Source organism: Enterobacter kobei (assembly GCF_001729765.1).
GTDB lineage: Bacteria > Pseudomonadota > Gammaproteobacteria > Enterobacterales > Enterobacteriaceae > Enterobacter > Enterobacter kobei.
Genome location: NZ_CP017181.1, coordinates 1,649,715 through 1,668,137, shown reverse-complemented (window position 1 = coordinate 1,668,137; position 18,423 = coordinate 1,649,715). Strand labels below are relative to the sequence as shown.

Here is an 18,423-nt window from a genome sequence, read left to right as displayed (position 1 = left end):
ATCGTCGCGTGGACCGCTGTCGATGACAGCATGAGTATGCAACTTCATTTTGAATATCAGAAATTCTGAGGCCGAATGATGTACAGCTCAGGACTGTTTTTTGTCTGTTTATTTTCATCGGCAGGGGTATTTGCGCTGATTAATCGCCTGCTGCGCCATCGCCTGACCTGGTTATCGTCCTTGGCCGTCCTGACAGCATTGGGCTGGGGCTATATTTTTCAGGGCGATTATCGTATTCCGGCGATCGTTTTTGGCTGTTTTTATCTTTTCGCCACGTTAAAAGAAAAAGGATGGTTAAAAACCTGGCAGGCGATCGTGTTAACGCTGCTGCCACTGTTTTTGGTGAAATTACATTTTAATCACCATCTCGGCATGATCGGTCTCTCTTTTATGACCTTTCGCGCGGTGGATGTGCTGTTGTATCGCAGTAAAAAAGAGGGCCAGAATATTCTGCACTATTTCTGCTACCTCTTTATGCCCTTTATTATTCTGGCCGGGCCGATGTACCGCTGGCGGACATGGATGAGCGATGTGAATAAACCCGCATTCACCCTTAACCGTGAACAATGTTTAACAGCGTTAGAGCAGATCGTCACCGGCATCATCCAGAAGTTCCTGTTTGCCATGCTGATCGATTCGCTTGTGGTGCAGCCCTGGAGCCATAAGCCGTTTTCGCTGACCGTCGGCGTGGTGATGTCGATTGCTTACAGCGCCTATCTGTACTTTGATTTTGCGGGTTACAGCAATATGGCCATCGGTGCCGGGCGCTTATTCGGGCTGAATATTCCGGCAAACTTCAATATGCCGCTGCTTGCAAAGAACCCTCAGGACTTCTGGCGGCGCTTCCACATCAGCCTGTCTGAATGGCTGCGCGATGTGGTGTTTATGCCCGTCTATATGAACCTGATGAAGTTCAACTTTTTCCGTCAGAACAAAACGCTGGCGCAAAATATCGGTATTTTTTGCACCCTGTTCTGCATGGGGGCATGGAATGGCCTGGAACGCCATTATGTCATCAGCGGCGCGCTGTTTGGCGCCATTTCTGTCGCACACAACATGCTGCTGTGGTCAGCCAAACGCAGCCCGGCATTACACCGCGGTTTGCAGTATCCGGCAGTGGCGTTTTTGGGGCGAATTCTGACGCTGGGCAGCGCCGCAGGATCCCTTTACATCTTTAGTGGAATGTCTCCTCTATGAAAAATCACACCGATCTGCAGGAACTGCAGGATTTCTTACGTGCGGCATTGCGCGATCCCGCCTCCCCGCAGCAGCTGGCCATCACGGGTAGCGACGAAACCCTCAGCTGGCTACAGCTTTCCGCCGCCGTGATGGACTGGGCGGAACGCTATCAACGCTGCAAGCCTATCGAAGGCACATCGGTCGTATTATATGGTCATCAGCAGGCCGAGTTCGCCGTGGCGATTTATAGCTGCCTGTTGCACAACATTCCGTACATCCCGGTGGATTGCATCTACCCGCAGGAGCGGCTCCGGGAGATTTGTAGCCTGGCCAGTGTCCCTTACTATTACGACGTGGCAACCCGGCAGTTTATTGCCACCGGTGAAGCGGGCAAGGTCCTGGAAGAGCAGGATCTGGCCTATATCATGTTTACCTCAGGCAGCACCGGCAAACCGAAAGGCGTGCAGATTGGACGTGAGAGCGTCTGGCACTTCATGAAATGGGTCAGCCAGGACTTTTCCCTGCCGGCAAAACCGGTGCTGATGAACCACGCGGTGTTCAGCTTTGACCTCTCCCTGATCCCTTTGCTGGCGAACCTGGCGATGGGCGGACACATCGTGCTCAACGCCAAAGAGGATATTCAGAAAGAGAACTGGCTGGCGCGACTCAAAAGCAACGCGGTCTCCGCCTGGGTGTCCACGCCCTCTTTTGCCTACCAGCAGCTGCTGTCCCCGCAGTTTAACAGCGAGTATTTGCCTGAACTCGGCGTCTTTATCTTCATTGGTGAAGTGCTCAATAAAGCGCTGGTTAAACAGCTGCGCCGCCGTTTCCCGCAGGCCAAAATCATCAACTCCTATGGCCCAACGGAAGCGACCATCGCGACGACGGTGGTTGAAATTACGGATGAGATCCTTAACCAGGACAGCGCCGTGCTGCCGGTGGGGGTCATGATGCCGGAGAGCAGAATGGACATTTCCGCCGAGGGCGAGCTGATTATCTGGGGTAAAAACGTCATGCGCGGCTACCTCGGCCTGCCGCAGGAGAACGCGGCAAAATTACTGCATCGGGAAGATGACGCGTGTCGCGGCTACCGGACCGGCGATCTGGGTTATGCAGCGGGGATGATCTATTGCCAGGGTCGCAACGATAGTCAGGTCAAACTGAATGGCTACCGTATTGAAATCAACGAGATCGAAAACCGTCTGCTGGCCATGTCCGGCATTAATGAAGCGGTAGTGATGCCGCTGATGAAACCCTGCGGCAGCGTGCTGCGTATTGCCGCGTTCTGCGTGACGGAAATGGCACCGGATACGATCAAAACCTCGCTGTCGAAAGTGGTTCCCCACTATATGGTGCCTTCACAAATTATCGTAAAAGACGCGTTGCCGCTGAACCCTAACGGCAAAATTGACCGCAAATTGCTGGACGCTTACGCCCGCACTCATTAATTATCCAGGAAACATAATGGAAAACGAAATTCTCGCTCTGTTCGAAAAAGTATTATCCCGTAAAGTGGGCTTTCACGATGAACTGATTGAATCTGATATTCTCGACTCTATTCTGGCAGTCGATATGGTGCTGGAAGTGCAGGACGTTTACGGCTGTATGATCCCGCCAACTGACGTAGCGACGGTGTTGAAGACCCCGGCAGATCTCGCCCGCTATATTGAAGAGAACCGCTAAGCCCCTCTGTATGACCCCGCCCTGGGGGCTCTGGCGCACCGCGCCAGAGCCCTGAATCCAAAATGAATACCTTTCACGGGAATGAAACCCACCGCTGATATGATTTCTCCTACACTTTAGGGGTCGTGTTGTTTTTAACAGAGGAGTCTGCGGTATGGCATTCGTAACAACGAAAGACGGCGTCAACATTTACTACAAAGACTGGGGTCCGAAAGAAGCTCAACCCATTGTTTTCCATCACGGCTGGCCATTGAGTGCCGATGACTGGGATAACCAGATGCTCTTCTTCCTTGCAGAGGGCTATCGCGTTATCGCTATCGATCGTCGTGGTCATGGACGTTCGGATCAGGTCAGTGAAGGTCACGATATGGATCATTATGCGGCCGACGCGTCGGCCGTGGTTGAAAGCCTGGATCTGCACAATGCCGTGCATGTCGGTCACTCTACCGGCGGCGGCCAGGTCGCCCGCTATGTAGCGAAATACGGCCAGCCGCAGGGGCGCGTCGCCAAAGCGGTGCTCGTCAGCGCCGTTCCCCCGCTGATGGTCAAAACAGAGGATAACCCCGGCGGGACACCCATCGAGGTGTTTGACGGCTTCCGTAGTGCGCTGGCAGCCAATCGCGCGCAGTTTTACCTCGACGTAGCCAGCGGCCCTTTTTACGGTTTTAACCGGGATGGCGCGGAGGTTTCACAGGGTACGATTCAGAACTGGTGGCGTCAGGGAATGATTGGCAGTGCCAAAGCGCACTATGAGGGGATTAAGGCGTTTTCAGAGACTGACCAGACGGAGGACTTAAAAGCCATCACGGTTCCCGTTCTGGTAATGCAGGGCGATGACGATCAGGTCGTACCGTATAAGAATGCCGCCCTTCTGCAGGACAAGCTGCTGGCGAACAGCGTGCTGAAAATTTATCCAGGCTTCCCGCACGGGATGCACACCACGCATGCGGAGACCATCAACGCGGACATTCTTGCGTTTATCCGTTCATAAACGTCAGGTTTTAAATTCACGCCAAAAGAAAAACCCCAGCTTAACGAGTAAGCTGGGGTTTATATCTGGCGGAAGCGCAGAGATTCGAACTCTGGAACCCTTTCGGGTCGCCGGTTTTCAAGACCGGTGCCTTCAACCGCTCGGCCACACTTCCTAAGTGAGGCGAACTATAAACACCTCACCGCGTGCTGTAAAGAGTGGCTGCAATCGTTCGCTGTAAAAATAGCCAAAACGCGTTTAATCGGTTGAACTGACGACATATCGGCGATTTTAACAGCATAACATTCAGCCCGCCCTCTTAGTGCTTTTTGATGTACATATCTTTTGTGAAATAGTACCCGAGCTTATCCGGTGTGAATCCCCCTACCCACGGTTTGACCAGGTGGGTACGAACGTAGTGATAAACCGGAATGGCTGGCACATCACGGCCAAGCAGATCCTCCGCCTGCTGGTAGAATTTACCCCGTTCCCCGGCTGTTTTCGCTTTCGCGGCGTTGATCAGGGCCTGGTCGTACTCCGGATTGCTGTACTGGCTGGTATTTTCGCTGTCGCCGGTACGGAAGTTGTTCAGGAAGGTTGCTGCATCGTCGTAGTCCGCAATCCATGCGTAACGCACCGCGTCAAAGTTGTGAGTGTGCATGGTATCCAGCATGGTTTTCCACTCCTGATTTTGCAGCTTCGCGTCCACGCCGAGGTTTTTCTTCCACATGGAGCTGGCGGCAATCGCGATACGCTGGTGCGATTCAGAGGTGTTATAGAGCAGGTTGAAGCGCAGAGGATGGCTTTCGTTATACCCCGCTTCACTGAGCAGTTTTTTCGCCTCCGCGATGCGCTTGTCCAGCGGCCAGCTGGCGTAATCCGGGTTCTGCAGCTTGACCCCACCGATGTCCGGCTGGCTAATCAGCCACGCCGGACGCTGCCCCTGCCCTAACACTTTCCCGGCAATGATGTCTTTATCCAGCGCCATATTCAGCGCCTTACGCACGCGCGCGTCGTTGAACGGCGGGCGCGTGGTGTTGAACTCGTAGTAATAGGTCGCGAGCTGCGGTGAAACGTCCAGCTCGCTGCCAAGGGTTTTCTTCAGCTGGGCAAACTGGTTAATGGGGACCGTGTAGACAATATCAATTTCACCCGCTTTATAGCGGTTCACATCTGAGGCCTCAGAGGTGATGGGCAAATACGTCACTTTGTTGATAACGGTATGCGCATTATCCCAGTAGCGCGCGTTACGCTCCGCCACAATGCGTTCGTTGACCACCCACTGAGAAAGTTTATACGCCCCGCTGCTGACGAAATGCTCCGGCTTGGTCCACTTATCGCCAAAACGCCCAATCAGCACTTTGTCCACCGGTACCAGCGACGGGTGCGCCAGCATCGCAAGGAAAGCCGCGTTTGGCTGCGTGAGCGTCACTTCCAGGGTGGTGTCGTTAATCGCTTTTACCCCCAGCGTATCGGGGGCTTTTTTCCCCTGGGCAATATCGGCCGCGTTGGCAATATGCATGTTGCCCGGATAGCTGGCATACGGTGACGCCGTTTTAGGATCGATCAGGCGCTGCCAGCTCCAGACCACGTCTTCTGCGGTAATCGCTGTCCCGTCGCTCCAGGTGATGCCCGGCCGCAAATGGAACGTCCAGACGGTATTGTCTTTGTTCTCCCACTTTTCCGCCAGCCGGGGCTGAATTTCACCCGTCGGGGAGACGCTCACCAGACCTTCGAATAAATCGCTGATAATATTGAATTCGACATCGCTTTCGACTTTATGCGGATCGAGCGAAGCCGGTTCACTGCCATTATTTCTGACCAGTTCCTGTTTCTCTGCCAGCGCGGTTCCTGCCGGGACGTTAGCCGCCCAGGATGCCGTACTGGCGCACAGGATCCCGGCGGTAAGTAAAGAGAGTGTAAAGCGCGTGCGTGTTTGTGGTTTCATGTCCTTCGCCTTATTGTCTGTTTTATGACGATCCGGAGATAACTCTTAGCGCCCTAAGGGTAATAACGCAATATTTTTCAGTAACCTATAAGAGGTTGATCTGGTAAATTTTCTCAAACCGCTGTTCATTCTGGTGAAATGCATTTCTGCAGAAGAAATAACCATCTCCTTCGCTAACGTGCTGAGTAAAGATGGGTAAAACCACTTTGAGACTGGCTCGCCGTTTCCTATTCTTTCCGCTAATTACATCTGTCATAAGAGAGTGACTCATGGATCGTATTATTACTTCTTCACGCGACCGCACATCGCTACTCAGTACCCACAAGGTGCTGCGCAATACCTATTTCATGCTCAGCCTGACGCTGGCGTTTTCGGCGATCACTGCCACCGCCAGCACCGTGCTGATGCTGCCGTCTCCGGGGCTGATCCTGACGCTGGTGGGGATGTATGGGCTGATGTTCCTGACCTACAAAACCGCGGATAAACCGGTCGGTATTCTGTCAGCGTTCGCCTTCACCGGCTTCCTGGGCTATATCCTGGGGCCGATTCTGAACGCGTATCTGTCTGCCGGTATGGGCGACGTGATTGGCATGGCGCTGGGCGGTACCGCGCTGGTGTTCTTCTGCTGCTCGGCCTACGTGCTGACCACCCGTAAGGACATGTCCTTCCTCGGCGGTATGCTGATGGCGGGTATCGTGGTGGTGCTGATTGGTATGGTGGCTAACATCTTCCTGCAGCTGCCTGCCCTGCATCTGGCGATTAGCGCGGTGTTTATCCTGCTGTCATCTGGCGCGATCCTCTATGAAACCAGCAACATCATTCACGGCGGTGAGACGAACTACATTCGCGCCACCGTGAGCCTGTATGTATCGCTGTATAACATCTTCGTCAGCCTGCTGAGCATTCTGGGCTTCGCCAGCCGGGATTAATTTGCATCACTGATACGAAAAAAGAGAATGCCCATGGCATTCTCTTTTTTTTGTCTTATTCTCCCCGGCAGATATAGGTAGGATAACGCCGGTCCTGAATCAGCCACACGGCGGGCGACAGTTCAGAGATCGTCAGGTAGTAACGTGCGGTCGGATAGGCGAAGCTTCCCCATTGAGCATCCGGGGTATTGTCATTGTGTCGACGCCGGGTTTTGGTGTAGCTCAATACAATGACGTTATCATCTTTCCGTTGCTCCCAGGTAAAGTCGACATCCCTGTCAACGATCAAACATTGCCCGCCAGCCCTTGCCGCGCCTTTGTAAGTCGTCAACCCGGTTCCATCCTGATGAAAATAGAACTGAGCAAAGGTATTGACCTTCACCTCACTTGCTTTTCCCTCATTGCGCGTGAAATTAAATTCTGTACTGCAGGCAAGCACATCCTTTTTACCCAGGCCGCCAGAACAGTAAAAAAGCGCTATTGCACCACCAACCAGTACACCGCTCAGCCCAAAAATAAGTTTTATTTTCATTTTTCAGCCCCGCTTTTATAACGAATGGTTTTGCACAGTCTGGTTTTACTTCCCGGGCAGGCACCAATGAAAACCTCATCCGCGGCGGAAATAGCAAAACGGGCGCTGAAATAATAAATATTATACTCTTCTCGCTCGCATGCCACGTTATTCGCCTCCAGCTGTTTCGCTAATTTCGATAACACTAACGGCCGTCCATGATCGTTAATTATCCAGATACTGCAACGCGCAATTTTTTCCTTAACTGGCGTGAGTTTCGCCGGAACGGTTATCCCCTGCGGGCGGCTAAAGTACAGGCAGCCCCCTAGTGCAGCGACGATCGCGACCGCCGTAATCGCCCCCCTTTTCAGGAACGTGCGCCGCGGCTTTACGTCTTGCTGTTCAACCGGAGACTGAGAATCAACGGGTTGAATATTCTCCCGAGGCTGAAAAATCACATCGGCCTCAAAACGAAATCCATAGCGGGGTACGGTCACGATAAATTCATGCCCCTCTCCCAGCGACTGGAAGCTTTTACGTAATTCGCTTACCGCTTTATTGAGATTATTTCCTGATGGCGTAAAGCCGAACGCTTCCCACACGCGCGCGATCAATTCATCCCGGCTAAGGTCACGACCTCTGTGCTTAATAAACTCCTGTAAAAGACGAACGGCCGGTGCCGAAAGCGTTAATACAGACTCGGGTTGTCCAACAAGACTTATTGCATGTGCTTCAGGATCGAATAACAACGAATTATTGCATATAAAAAACATCTTTTATTCTCGGCTGTTACCGCATGCTTTTTAATCCCTGGTACATCGACATGAAAACCACCTCCTGATCTGCTTATTTTGTAATCAGAAGGAATTTTCTTCCCATCCCTGGTCGCGGTATTTTCGCTTAACTATACAACCTTAAAGACAGAAAAGCAGGATAAAAAACTGTATTTAACGAGTTAATTAATACAAATTTTCACAAATCGCTGTTCTGGTTAAAGTTTCCCTGCCCTGAAGCGATACGAAAGCAGACGGTGTCTTGGTGTTAACGCGCCACCGATGAACTCAGAGCAGGCAGGCAGAATGTGAAACAGAAAAAAAGAGTGAACATGACAACCGCCTTTTATGTCGCCGCGCTGTCATTACCATTTTTCTCAGAAATGGCAATGGCCAATATGAGCGTGTACCCGATGGAACTTAACGTGGATAAGTCCGGGGCGGCGCAAATAAAAGTGGCTTCAAAAACGGATGATATTCAGTTCATTCGGGTGAGGCAAAAGAAAATTCTTAATCCCGGCACTGCCGAGGAAAATGAGATTGATGTGGCCTCGTGGAAAGAAGGTGGCGTTGTTGTGACGCCAGAAAAATTTGCCCTGGCGGCTGGCGCAATGCGCGTCGTTCGTCTGGTATCGCTCACGCCACCGGAAAAAGAGACCACCTGGCGCGTCTATTTTGAAGGGGTAAAGCAACCTGACAGCATTATTCCAGGTCAGGCAGAAAGCGCTGCGGCGAAGGCGACATTGGGCGTCAATGTCATCTGGGGCGCCCTGATCCACCTCGCCCCGGAAAAAAGTGTGGTTTCACTCTCGATAGACCCTCGCAGGGGGACGTTAAAAAACAACGGTACGCTGCGCGTGCCGCTGAGAGAGATCGGTATTTGTGACGCAAATTCGTCGTGTAAATGGATTAAAGAAGACGCGACGATTTATCCAGACACCGAACGGAAATTAAAAACGCTCACAAAGACACAAGGCCATAAATATAAATTCCGCTACTTCAACTGGATGAATAAAACCGCTGAAGAAGCTGATTTACCCGTCGTGCAATAACACGACGTTACCGTAAAGACCCCAAAGGGTTTGTTTAAAGAGCCAGGGTGCTCATTTGTAAATATGGAGATATCAATGCGTAAGTATTTTAAACCCCTGATGATTGTTGCCGCGATGACCACGTCCGTTAGCGCGCTGGCGATCCAAAAAGATATTACCGTCAACGCCAGCGTTGATTCACAGCTGGATATGACCCAGGCCGATAATACGCCGCTGCCGGCAAGCATCGATATGCAGTACCTGCCAGGCCGCGGTCTGGAAAGCTACCGCCTGAATACCAAGGTATGGTCTAACTCCGCCACCAGCAACGTGAAAGTCCGTCTGGTGAGTGCCGCGAAGCTGGCAAATGCCGACGGTGCTGAGTCCATCCCAATGACGGTGAAGCTGGGCGATAAAACCCTCTCTACCGCCGATGTTGAATATACCGGTACCGAACTGTTCCCGGGGAGCATTGAAAACGGTTCAGCGGTACTGCCGCTGACCATTTCTCAGACCACCAAAGGCATTCTGAAAACAGGTCAGTACAGCGGCGTTGTCAGCCTGATGCTGACGCAAGCGACGACCACGGAAGGCGGTGCGTAACACCACAGCACCTAAGGAATAACGTCAGAGGGTGCCCACCCTCTGACGTCAGGATGATGTCGAGGCTCGTTCATGGCGTTTCACAGAAATACTCTCCTCTTTGTTGCTTTGTTACCCGCTTCCATCCAACTCGCCTGTGCCGGGATGACCGTCCCGGCAGGTTTTGAAGATCTGGCGAAAACCCAGCGCCTGTGGACAGAGGTAAACCTCTATGGCGAGTCACTTGGCCTGTTTGAAACGGATATCACGCTTGAAACGGTCAGTTTTGTCGCACCTGAAACCGTTGTAGCAGCCATCAAACGACGGTTTAACGACGACCCTGCTCTCGTTGCCACCGCGTCTGCCACGCTGGCCGTTCCGCTTGCCCGTAACGGCAACCTGGCCTGCAGCAGCAACAGCTCCGCAGCGGGCTGCGATTACATTGATACCGACCGCGCGGCCATTATCTATGACGAGAATAACGCCCGTATTAGCCTGTTTTTAGACAAGAAATTCCTGCCTAAAGCCACCGCGGAAAATCAGTGGTATCAGCCCACGCAGGACACCGAAAATGCGCTTATCCATCAGCAGAATGTTAATTTTGTTGCCGACAGGGATTATCAGTCAGCCACCGTGCAGGGCAATGGCGCGCTGGCGCTCACGCAGGACGGCTATATTAACCTCGACTGGACCTGGCTGGGACAGCGTTCAAGGCACCAGCAGCAACAGGAAATCACCGTTAACAATGCCTGGTTCCGCCAGGATATCTTGCGCCAGTACTATGTCCAGCTGGGCGAAATGGATACCCGCGATCTGTTCAGTAATGCCGGTGGAAATATCAACCTTAGCCAGCTTCCGCTGGGGAAAATTCGCGGCCTGCGCGCAGGCTCAACACGGGCGTGGATAAATCCGGTTCAGCAGTCAAAGGGAACCCCTATCACCGTGCTGCTTTCCCATGACGCGCGTATTGATGCCCGCCGTGGCAGTCAGCTGCTGGCCAGCTTTTACCTGAATGCCGGGGCGCAAACTCTCGACACAAGATCGTTTCCGGACGGGAGCTACACCGTCACGCTGTCGGTCTATGAAAATAACCGGCTAACGCGTACCGAGCAGGTGCCGTTTACCCGAACCGGCATTACGCCATTCGACCGCGTCGAGTGGTTCCTGCAGGCGGGTGAAACCGACAATAGCGATCAAAACGAAGAACCCAGCGCGGTTGCGCAGGCGGGCGTACGCCTGCCCGTCACCGAGACCTTAGCGCTTACCAGCGGAGCAACGATAAAGCAAAACCAGCGCTTCCTGGAAAATGCGCTCGACTGGAGCCGGGGCTTCAACGCGGGCCCGATCGACGGCGTGCTGAGTACCCGGTTTAGCTACCTTTACGGCAGCGAAGGCCAGCGCGGCAATATTCAGCAAATCAGCTACAACGACGGTTTTTCACTGAGCCTCTATCGCAACGCGCTATCAGCGGAAAACTGCAACACCCGAAGCGCCGGGTTTGACGCCGTGAACGGCTGTTATCGCACCCTCTCGGTGATGTTTTCCGTCCCTGTCGGCGCCTGGTATGCGAGCCTCGGCTATTCGGATAACCGCAACGAAGGACGGTACGTTTCACGCCGGGAGCTGCCGGATAGCGACGATCGCCACGATGCGGGTTTGCCATGGGAATCGGTCTATATGACCCGCTCGCGCTCGCGGGCCTGGCAGGGAGGCCTGAGCAATGCCTTTAGCACCCATGGTCTGAACATTAACAGCAGCGTTAACCTCTTCATGCGCAACGATGATGCCCGCGACGGCAGGGACAAAGGCGGCTACCTGAGCGTGAGCCTGTCCATGGCGCATAACCGTCAGGGTGATGCGTCTAGCTATACCTCTCTGGGGGCGACCTGGCAGCACCAGCAGCGTGAAAAAAATCAGCTGAGCTACAACGTGGCGCATAACTGGTACAGCGATGCACGCGGTGAAAACGAGTACGGCCTTAGCGCATCAGGCATTAACAGCGACTCGCTGAATACCTCAGCCTATACGCGCCAGGGCGGGCGATATGGCAACGGCAGTCTGACCGTCAGCGACGCCTGGGATCGTCAGGACAGACGCCATACGCTGAGCACCAGCGGCAACTACAGCTCGACACTTGCGCTGTCGCGTTCTGGCCTGTGGCTGGGCCGCTGGAGCGACGGACGCCCTGCTTCCGCCGTCGCGGTTAACGTTGCCACACCGACTGATACCCAGGCTCCGAGCGTTGCCGTGTCGCTGGATAACAGCGGGAGCGCAGACATTCCGGGTAATAGCCGCGCCCTCTTCGCCGTACCGGGCTACCAGCAGACCACGTTGACGATTAACGAATCGCTGGATGTATCCCGGGGAGCCAGCAGTGAGATCACGCAAGGTTCAGGCAGCAGAACGCTGTTTATGGTGCCAGGCAAACTGCTGCGTCGGGATGTGCAAACCACCGCAAGCTACACCTGGCTCGGCCAGTTAACCGACGAGCGTCATTCGCCGTTTATCGGTGGTGTGCCGCTGAACGTTAACGGCTGGAGCGATCTCGGCAACGGCGGATTCAGCGCCCAGAGCGATGCCCTGCTGCATAACCTCTACCTGGTGCGTCAGCAGCAGTTTTATCAGTGCGAACTCAACGTGAAAAGTATGCGCGACGTGGTGCGCTATGTCGGCTCAATTCCTTGTCGGGAATTAACCTTCTCGGCCCTGCCGGATGCCATCCAGCAGCAGGCACAGCTGATGCTCGCCGGACGATCGGTACCTGCCGGGCCAACTGCCATGAACGCCGACAACCTCACTAAAGGGAAATGATGTGATGAAGTACCTCTTTATTTTACTGTTGTTAAGCCTGTGGACAGGCCAGACGCTGGCGGGCGCCCCTGCGGGACGAAACACCAGCGTTGGGATCAGCTTCGATCGCACGGCACCGCCTGCGCGTTTCGATATCTGGTTGCATGAATCGGGCGGCTTTGACACCGCCGACCCGCAAAAGTGGGGACGTAATGCCCTGACCTGTCAGTCCCGGACCGACGCCACGTACGGAGCTTGCATGGACTCACCGGTCTGGTTTCAGGCGAACCCAGCCAAGCCTTATGCCATCACATTACGTTTTACGCATGCCCTCACCAGCAAGACGGTGGATATCAAGGTGTATGGCGATCACCATATGTTCATTAGCAATAAAGTGGATATTTTTGCCAGCTTTGTCACAGCTGGGAATGTTGATATCTCCGCCTGGAACAGCGAGCCCTACTTCGATTTCTATATTGTAAAAAGTGAACTGGACAAGCTCGCATTACCGGGGATCTGGACCGCAACGCTGAAGCAAAACCTGCGTCAATGGGGGAATGGCAGCTGTAGCGGAAATGCCAATGATGTTAACGTGGGCTGTCCTGGCTATCTCACTATCGCCAGGTGGCAGGCAAACATTCGCATTGAGGTGGTCGATCCGGGTAATCAGCAGATTTATCTGCCGGCATTTCCGCACTCCACGCCCATCGTTAACCTCAACCTGACTAACTTCCCGGGGCGGCCGGGTGGCAGTGAGATCCAGGGAGAAAATACGCTGGATATGTGCCCGTACGATGGTAAAAACAGCACCAGCACCCGCACCTACCTTCGGTTTGAGGACGACGGACTCGCCTCAGCGGGCCGTACTGAAGGTGCGTTTTCAATCAGGCGACGCGGAGGAAGCCAGACCGATGCGCGAGACCGTCTCGACTATCAGGTCTTTGTCACCCATCCCATCACAGGCGCAACAGACATCGTCGCTAACGGTAAAACCGTGGTCTGGCAAGGGACTAACGATCCGCAGTATCTGCGTCAGGTCGTCCTGCCCGGCGGACGCGAGAGCGTACTGTGCGTGCCAGCCCCTATTATCCTGAAAACCCCTTCATTTACTGCCAGCAGCAAAAATGCCGGGGATTACACCGGCACGCTACGCATTATCTACACACCCAGTACGTTATAAGGAGGCCGCCGTGAATTACGTTATTCTTGATAATAATCGCTTTTATGCCGAAGGTTTACGCTACGCCCTTCTGCGCCGTAACGCTCAAATGCTGGTTGAAAGCGGCGCGGTAACGTGGCGCCATTCGTTATTGGCCTGCGACACCCTCGTTGTGCGCTGCCGCTTTTCCGTCGCCGGGACGCATCAGGCGCTGGTTGAGATTCTGCTTCAGCTAGAGGCCAGCCGCTGGGAAGGAACGCTTTATCTGGTGTGCAATGAAAAAGGCTGGGCGCTGGCCACGCATCTGCGAAAGCGTTTTGCCACGCTGACCTCATATATTATTGATGACAGAATTGCCGTCGCGGATGCAGCGTATCTGCTTGCAAAAGAGCCCCGTCGGGTCCGCAGCCTGAATTGTTGCCTGACGGGCATGGAGTTCAATGTTCTCGACAGGCTGGTTAACGGGCAATCGGTAAGACATGTTGCGACAATGACGCAGATGAGCGAAAAACAGGTCTCGACGTACAAATGCAACGCGTTAAAAAAGCTGAATGCCAACAATCTGCTACAGCTTCTTCTGTAGACCGAAGTTTCTCATGCCGCCCCTTCTTTGCTAGACTAGGGGCGGTTTTTACTTTATCGACAGAGCACTATGTTCATTTTTGCAGGCCAGGAAATTGAGACCGATAGCGAAGGCTATCTGAAAGATACCACGCTATGGAGCGAGCCACTGGCGGAAAAAATCGCCGAAAACGAAGGTATCACCCTCTCCCCCGAACACTGGGAAGTCGTGCGTTTTGTGCGCGAATTTTATCTCGAATTTAATACCTCTCCGGCGATCCGCATGCTGGTGAAAGCGATGGCCAATAAGTTTGGCGAAGAGAAAGGCAACAGCCGCTATCTGTATCGTCTGTTTCCGAAAGGCCCGGCAAAACAGGCCACCAAAATTGCTGGCCTGCCAAAGCCGGTGAAGTGCATTTAATAACGAATACTGAAGCTCTCGTATTCCCGGCCGGGTTGATGCGGTTCTGTTAGCACCCTGTCAACCCGCGCGCTGCGCGGGCCACCCGCTTTCAGCCACACCATCAGTTTTTCTACCTGCTCCGCGTCGCCACAGGCAACCACCTCAACGCTGCCGTCATCCATGTTTCGCGCATAGCCCGTGATCCCGAGCTGAAGAGCCTCACGCTGGGTGCTGTAGCGGAACCCGACGCCCTGAACGATGCCGTGAACCCAGGCAATAGTGCAAACTTTTGACATTTTTCTTCTCCTTAACGTAGCGTTTTCGGCAAACAGCCGTAGTGCTGCCGAAAGCGGGCGGTGAAACGAGAACTGGAAAGATACCCACATTGTAATGCGATTTCGCCAATGGGTAATCGGGTCGATTGCAGCTGTGACAGCGCAACGGCCATTCTCACCTCTTCCACGATCTGGCGAAAACTCTGCGACTCTTCACGCAACTTTCTGCGCAGCGTCGGCACGCTTAAGGCCAGACGGCTTGCGATATCCTGCGCAGTCCAGGATCTGGCCGGCGATAGCATGATGAACTGCCGCACCTGCTCAGTCAGGTTACTGCTTCGCTCAATAAGCAGCGGACCTGCCACGCCTTCATGCAGCAATGCCAGCAAAAGACCGAAGGCCTGATGTTTTTGTAACGCCTCCGGTAAATCCTGACGCACGGCGTGCAGCAGGTTATCCCACATAAACGCCAGCCCCTCGCTCAACGGGACACAAAGGGAATGTAACGTCGTGCCCGGCCAGGATTTCAGGTAATGCGCTTTAAACTCGGCCAGGATTTCTGGCGACAACATCAGCAAGTCCGATCGAAACATGCCGTTCGCAGGCTGATTAATAATCTCCATTGACGTATTGGCCGGGATAATAATCAGCGCATCCCTCGTTGCCACCAGGCGCTTGTCATCCTGAACAATGACCTTACTGCCGTGAGTAATGTGACAAATGGCTGGAAAAAAAAGTTTAACCTGGTGCAGGCGATGCATTTTGCTGGCACTGACTTCGCCCGCCGTCAGCTGTTTATGTTGAAGGTAAAACTCCTGCACCGGGTCATCCTTATCTGCTGTACGTTGCGGTTAACTGCGTTTTTCCGAGAACGTGACTGTTTATCATATAACCGACCAGCGCGCCGCTGGCATTGTTATCAAGGGGCAGTGTGTCCACGTTCAGCGCCCAGACGGTAATCTGGTAACGGTGCGGTTTGTCTCCCTCAGGTGGACATGCGCCGCCAAATCCAGAATAACCGAAGTCATTACGCCCCTGCACCGCGCCAGCGGGTAATTTCTCACTCTTTGGGTTACCCGCGCCCGCGGGCAGTGCCATTGTTTTCGCAGGAATATTGGCGACTGTCCAGTGCCACCAGCCACTGCCGGTGGGGGCATCGGGGTCATATACCGTGATGGCAAAACTTTTCGTACCGGCTGGCGGATGTTTCCATGCAAGCTGCGGAGACTGGTTATCACCGTGGCAGCCAAAACCGTTGAACACCTGCTGTTGCGCTAAACGGTGCTCCCTGGAGATATCCTGACTGGTGATACTGAAAGGCGTTGCCGCTAAAACCTGAAAACTTATCGCCGCCAGAGCGGTTGTTACTATTACATTGCGCTTTTTCATGGGGGAGTCCTTTGCTGAACGGGAAGCCCCAATGTAAGGCACGCGGCCATACCGTAATGTGCTTAAGCGATTTGATTTTGTGCCGAAACGCTCAAAGGCATCCACAGATGATTGCGACTTGCTGAATGTGATAATCTACGCGCCATTTCCCTGAAATCGACAGAACAGCAAATTATGAGTGTACGTTTAGTGTTAGCCAAAGGGCGCGAGAAATCCTTACTGCGCCGTCATCCCTGGGTTTTTTCTGGCGCAGTTGCCCGCATGGAAGGCAAAGCCAGCCTCGGTGAAACCATTGATATCGTGGACCATCAGGGGAAATGGTTAGCGCGAGGCGCATACTCGCCTGCGTCCCAGATCCGCGCTCGCGTCTGGACCTTCGACAAAGATGAAACCATTGATATCGACTTCTTCATTCGCCGCCTGCAGCAGGCGCAGCAGTGGCGTGAGTGGCTGGCAAAGCGTGACGGTCTGGACAGCTATCGTCTGATCGCCGGTGAGTCCGACGGCCTGCCGGGTGTGACCATCGATCGCTTCGGCAACTTCCTGGTGCTGCAACTCCTGAGCGCCGGAGCGGAATACCAGCGTGCCGCGCTGATTAGCGCGCTGCAAACGCTGTTCCCGCAGTGTGCCATTTACGACCGCAGCGATGTGGCAGTGCGCAAAAAAGAGGGCATGGAGCTGACTCAGGGGCCAGTAACGGGCGAACTGCCGCCAGCCCTGCTGCCCATTGAAGAACATGGCATGAAGCTGCTGGTGGATATTCAGGGCGGTCACAAAACGGGCTATTACCTTGACCAGCGCGACAGCCGTCTGGCGACACGCCAGTACGTCGCCGACAAGCGCGTACTTAACTGCTTCTCCTATACCGGCGGTTTTGCCGTTTCGGCGCTGATGGGTGGCTGTGCGCAGGTCGTCAGCGTGGATACGTCACAGGAAGCGCTTGACGTGGCAAAACAAAACGTCGAGCTAAACAAGCTGGATTTGAGCAAAGCGGAGTTTGTACGCGACGACGTTTTCAAGCTGCTGCGTAAATATCGCGATCAGGGCGAGAAGTTCGACGTTATCGTGATGGATCCCCCTAAGTTTGTGGAGAATAAAAGCCAGCTGATGGGCGCCTGCCGCGGGTACAAAGATATCAACATGCTGGCCATCCAGCTGCTGAACCCGGGTGGCGTTCTGCTGACGTTCTCCTGCTCCGGTCTGATGACCACAGATTTATTTCAGAAAATCATCGCCGATGCCGCAATAGATGCTGGTCGTGATGTACAATTTATAGAGCAGTTCCGTCAGGCAGCCGATCATCCCGTGATTGCTACCTACCCGGAAGGGCTGTATCTGAAAGGGTTTGCCTGTCGCGTCATGTAACTTGAAAAGAGAAATATTGACCACACATAACGTGTAAGTCGTATTTCCCGGGAGGTGACTATGATTGCCAGCAAATTCGGTATCGGCCAGCAGGTTCGCCACACTTTGCTAGGGTATTTGGGTGTGGTCGTCGATATCGACCCGGAGTATTCCCTTGATGAACCGTCAGCAGACGAGCTGGCGGTTAACGCCGAGCTTCGCGCTGCGCCCTGGTACCATGTGGTGATGGAAGGTGACGACGGACAACCCGTTCATACCTACCTTGCCGAAGCGCAGCTGAGTAGTGAGTTGCAGGAAGAGCATCCGGAGCAACCTACGATGGATGAACTTGCTCAGACCATCCGTAAACAGCTACAGGCTCCGCGCCTGCGGAACTAAGTGTGTAAAAAAAGCCCGATAACGGGCTTTTTTTTATTATTTCGCCAGCCCCAGACGGGGGATCTCAATCGCCGGGCATCGGTCCATGACCACCTTCAGACCCGCTTCACGCGCCAGCACGGCCGCCTGCTCGTTAATCACACCCAACTGCATCCACAGGGTTTTCGCCCCGACGGCAATAGCATCCTGCGCTACGCCCCATGCGGCCTCGGAATTACGGAAGACATCGACCATATCAATTTTTTCGGGTACGTCAGCGAGCGTCGCATACCCTTGCTGGCCCAGCAACGTTTTCCCCGCCACTTTTGGCGAGACCGGGATGACGTGATAACCCTGATCGAGAAGGTACTTCATCACCCGATAGCTGGGACGATCGGGTTTATCGCTCGCGCCCACCAGCGCAATGGTCCGCGTGGATGTCAAAATCTCAGCAACATCATTCTCTTTCATGGTTTTTCTCCTGGCTTTTTTAAAAGTGTACGCCAAAGCGCACATCT

The 18,423-nt window shown here is 53.8% G+C and carries 20 protein-coding genes and 1 tRNA gene; 13 read left to right on the top strand and 8 right to left on the bottom strand.

Annotated features, from left to right (window positions below; genetic code table 11):
* Window positions 1-78: 78 nt before the first annotated feature.
* The 4 genes from BFV64_RS07925 to BFV64_RS07910 all read left to right on the top strand — a co-directional run bounded on the left by BFV64_RS07925 (window position 79) and on the right by BFV64_RS07910 (window position 3,853).
* Complete coding sequence (locus BFV64_RS07925; protein ID WP_014883271.1) at window positions 79-1,197, top strand: MBOAT family O-acyltransferase; 1,119 nt, start codon at window positions 79-81, stop codon at window positions 1,195-1,197.
* Window positions 1,194-2,627 carry an AMP-binding protein gene (locus BFV64_RS07920; protein ID WP_069601896.1) on the top strand — a complete coding sequence of 478 codons (1,434 nt, stop codon included), beginning with the start codon at window positions 1,194-1,196 and terminating at the stop codon, window positions 2,625-2,627. The genes BFV64_RS07925 and BFV64_RS07920 overlap by 4 nt, the downstream gene beginning before the upstream one ends.
* A gap of 16 nt (window positions 2,628-2,643) precedes the next feature.
* A complete protein-coding gene (locus BFV64_RS07915) occupies window positions 2,644-2,862 on the top strand; it encodes an acyl carrier protein (RefSeq protein WP_023332630.1) in 219 nt (72 codons plus the stop codon).
* A gap of 154 nt (window positions 2,863-3,016) precedes the next feature.
* Complete coding sequence (locus BFV64_RS07910) at window positions 3,017-3,853, top strand: alpha/beta fold hydrolase (RefSeq protein WP_023332629.1); 837 nt, start codon at window positions 3,017-3,019, stop codon at window positions 3,851-3,853.
* A gap of 66 nt (window positions 3,854-3,919) precedes the next feature.
* Here the strand turns inward: BFV64_RS07910 and BFV64_RS07905 are convergent.
* Window positions 3,920-4,007: transfer RNA gene (locus BFV64_RS07905), tRNA-Ser, on the bottom strand.
* Between the two features lie 144 nt (window positions 4,008-4,151).
* Complete coding sequence (locus BFV64_RS07900; RefSeq protein ID WP_023338218.1) at window positions 4,152-5,780, bottom strand: ABC transporter substrate-binding protein; 1,629 nt, start codon at window positions 5,778-5,780, stop codon at window positions 4,152-4,154.
* Window positions 5,781-6,049: 269 nt separating this feature from the next.
* Here BFV64_RS07900 and yccA point away from each other — a divergent pair, with 269 nt between their 5' ends.
* Window positions 6,050-6,709 carry an FtsH protease modulator YccA gene (yccA, locus tag BFV64_RS07895; protein WP_013097244.1) on the top strand — a complete coding sequence of 220 codons (660 nt, stop codon included), beginning with the start codon at window positions 6,050-6,052 and terminating at the stop codon, window positions 6,707-6,709.
* Between the two features lie 55 nt (window positions 6,710-6,764).
* On the opposite strand, the gene BFV64_RS07890 is transcribed toward yccA, so the two are convergent.
* Window positions 6,765-7,241, bottom strand: a complete 477-nt coding sequence (locus tag BFV64_RS07890; protein WP_045134644.1) for a hypothetical protein — start codon at window positions 7,239-7,241, stop codon at window positions 6,765-6,767.
* On the bottom strand, window positions 7,238-7,993 hold the full coding sequence (locus tag BFV64_RS07885; protein WP_023332627.1) for a winged helix-turn-helix domain-containing protein: 756 nt from the start codon (window positions 7,991-7,993) through the stop codon (window positions 7,238-7,240). The genes BFV64_RS07890 and BFV64_RS07885 overlap by 4 nt, the downstream gene beginning before the upstream one ends.
* Window positions 7,994-8,301: 308 nt before the next feature.
* Here BFV64_RS07885 and BFV64_RS07880 point away from each other — a divergent pair, with 308 nt between their 5' ends.
* The 6 genes from BFV64_RS07880 (at window position 8,302) to tusE (ending at window position 14,537) form a co-directional block, all read left to right on the top strand.
* Entirely contained in the window at window positions 8,302-9,045 is a 744-nt protein-coding gene (locus BFV64_RS07880; protein WP_069601895.1) for a fimbrial protein, read from the top strand.
* 75 nt (window positions 9,046-9,120) lie between these two features.
* Window positions 9,121-9,627, top strand: coding sequence for a CS1 type fimbrial major subunit (locus tag BFV64_RS07875; RefSeq protein WP_023332625.1), 507 nt, complete (start codon window positions 9,121-9,123; stop codon window positions 9,625-9,627).
* Window positions 9,628-9,699: 72 nt separating this feature from the next.
* The gene (locus BFV64_RS07870) at window positions 9,700-12,417 is read left to right on the top strand and encodes a TcfC E-set like domain-containing protein (protein WP_069601894.1); all 2,718 of its coding nucleotides are present in this window, start codon (window positions 9,700-9,702) and stop codon (window positions 12,415-12,417) included.
* 1 nt (window position 12,418) lies between these two features.
* Window positions 12,419-13,576: a CblD like pilus biogenesis initiator family protein gene (locus BFV64_RS07865; RefSeq protein WP_069601893.1), complete on the top strand. Its 1,158-nt coding sequence runs from the start codon at window positions 12,419-12,421 to the stop codon at window positions 13,574-13,576.
* Between the two features lie 10 nt (window positions 13,577-13,586).
* Complete coding sequence (locus tag BFV64_RS07860) at window positions 13,587-14,138, top strand: LuxR C-terminal-related transcriptional regulator (protein WP_023332622.1); 552 nt, start codon at window positions 13,587-13,589, stop codon at window positions 14,136-14,138.
* Between the two features lie 69 nt (window positions 14,139-14,207).
* Window positions 14,208-14,537 (top strand): sulfurtransferase TusE, encoded by a 330-nt coding sequence (gene tusE, locus BFV64_RS07855; protein ID WP_008499913.1) that lies wholly within the window; start codon window positions 14,208-14,210, stop codon window positions 14,535-14,537.
* On the opposite strand, the gene yccX is transcribed toward tusE, so the two are convergent.
* The 3 genes from yccX to BFV64_RS07840 form a co-directional block, all read right to left on the bottom strand.
* Window positions 14,534-14,815 carry an acylphosphatase gene (yccX, locus tag BFV64_RS07850; protein ID WP_045281283.1) on the bottom strand — a complete coding sequence of 94 codons (282 nt, stop codon included), beginning with the start codon at window positions 14,813-14,815 and terminating at the stop codon, window positions 14,534-14,536. The genes tusE and yccX overlap by 4 nt on opposite strands.
* A gap of 11 nt (window positions 14,816-14,826) precedes the next feature.
* Window positions 14,827-15,555 carry an AraC family transcriptional regulator gene (locus BFV64_RS07845; protein ID WP_198923225.1) on the bottom strand — a complete coding sequence of 243 codons (729 nt, stop codon included), beginning with the start codon at window positions 15,553-15,555 and terminating at the stop codon, window positions 14,827-14,829.
* 70 nt (window positions 15,556-15,625) lie between these two features.
* Complete coding sequence (locus tag BFV64_RS07840; protein ID WP_032637048.1) at window positions 15,626-16,183, bottom strand: kinase inhibitor; 558 nt, start codon at window positions 16,181-16,183, stop codon at window positions 15,626-15,628.
* A 174-nt stretch (window positions 16,184-16,357) separates the two neighbouring features.
* Here BFV64_RS07840 and rlmI point away from each other — a divergent pair, with 174 nt between their 5' ends.
* Together rlmI and hspQ are read left to right on the top strand one after the other, a co-directional pair.
* Entirely contained in the window at window positions 16,358-17,548 is a 1,191-nt protein-coding gene (gene rlmI / locus BFV64_RS07835; RefSeq protein ID WP_045134648.1) for a 23S rRNA (cytosine(1962)-C(5))-methyltransferase RlmI, read from the top strand.
* A gap of 60 nt (window positions 17,549-17,608) precedes the next feature.
* On the top strand, window positions 17,609-17,926 hold the full coding sequence (gene hspQ, locus BFV64_RS07830; protein ID WP_008499919.1) for a heat shock protein HspQ: 318 nt from the start codon (window positions 17,609-17,611) through the stop codon (window positions 17,924-17,926).
* Window positions 17,927-17,962: 36 nt separating this feature from the next.
* Here hspQ and BFV64_RS07825 read toward each other — a convergent pair whose 3' ends face one another.
* Window positions 17,963-18,376 (bottom strand): CoA-binding protein, encoded by a 414-nt coding sequence (locus BFV64_RS07825; RefSeq protein WP_014883259.1) that lies wholly within the window; start codon window positions 18,374-18,376, stop codon window positions 17,963-17,965.
* Window positions 18,377-18,423: the final 47 nt, after the last annotated feature.

Coding starts and splice junctions, on each gene's coding strand:
- BFV64_RS07885 (WP_023332627.1), bottom strand. CDS start 7,993: ATGTTTTTTATATGCAATAATTCGTTGTTATTCGATCCTGAAGCACAT.
- BFV64_RS07925 (WP_014883271.1), top strand. CDS start 79: ATGTACAGCTCAGGACTGTTTTTTGTCTGTTTATTTTCATCGGCAGGG.
- rlmI (WP_045134648.1), top strand. CDS start 16,358: ATGAGTGTACGTTTAGTGTTAGCCAAAGGGCGCGAGAAATCCTTACTG.
- yccX (WP_045281283.1), bottom strand. CDS start 14,815: ATGTCAAAAGTTTGCACTATTGCCTGGGTTCACGGCATCGTTCAGGGC.
- hspQ (WP_008499919.1), top strand. CDS start 17,609: ATGATTGCCAGCAAATTCGGTATCGGCCAGCAGGTTCGCCACACTTTG.
- BFV64_RS07875 (WP_023332625.1), top strand. CDS start 9,121: ATGCGTAAGTATTTTAAACCCCTGATGATTGTTGCCGCGATGACCACG.
- BFV64_RS07840 (WP_032637048.1), bottom strand. CDS start 16,183: ATGAAAAAGCGCAATGTAATAGTAACAACCGCTCTGGCGGCGATAAGT.
- BFV64_RS07910 (WP_023332629.1), top strand. CDS start 3,017: ATGGCATTCGTAACAACGAAAGACGGCGTCAACATTTACTACAAAGAC.
- BFV64_RS07900 (WP_023338218.1), bottom strand. CDS start 5,780: ATGAAACCACAAACACGCACGCGCTTTACACTCTCTTTACTTACCGCC.
- BFV64_RS07825 (WP_014883259.1), bottom strand. CDS start 18,376: ATGAAAGAGAATGATGTTGCTGAGATTTTGACATCCACGCGGACCATT.
- BFV64_RS07870 (WP_069601894.1), top strand. CDS start 9,700: ATGGCGTTTCACAGAAATACTCTCCTCTTTGTTGCTTTGTTACCCGCT.
- BFV64_RS07845 (WP_198923225.1), bottom strand. CDS start 15,555: ATGCATCGCCTGCACCAGGTTAAACTTTTTTTTCCAGCCATTTGTCAC.
- yccA (WP_013097244.1), top strand. CDS start 6,050: ATGGATCGTATTATTACTTCTTCACGCGACCGCACATCGCTACTCAGT.
- BFV64_RS07920 (WP_069601896.1), top strand. CDS start 1,194: ATGAAAAATCACACCGATCTGCAGGAACTGCAGGATTTCTTACGTGCG.
- BFV64_RS07890 (WP_045134644.1), bottom strand. CDS start 7,241: ATGAAAATAAAACTTATTTTTGGGCTGAGCGGTGTACTGGTTGGTGGT.
- tusE (WP_008499913.1), top strand. CDS start 14,208: ATGTTCATTTTTGCAGGCCAGGAAATTGAGACCGATAGCGAAGGCTAT.
- BFV64_RS07915 (WP_023332630.1), top strand. CDS start 2,644: ATGGAAAACGAAATTCTCGCTCTGTTCGAAAAAGTATTATCCCGTAAA.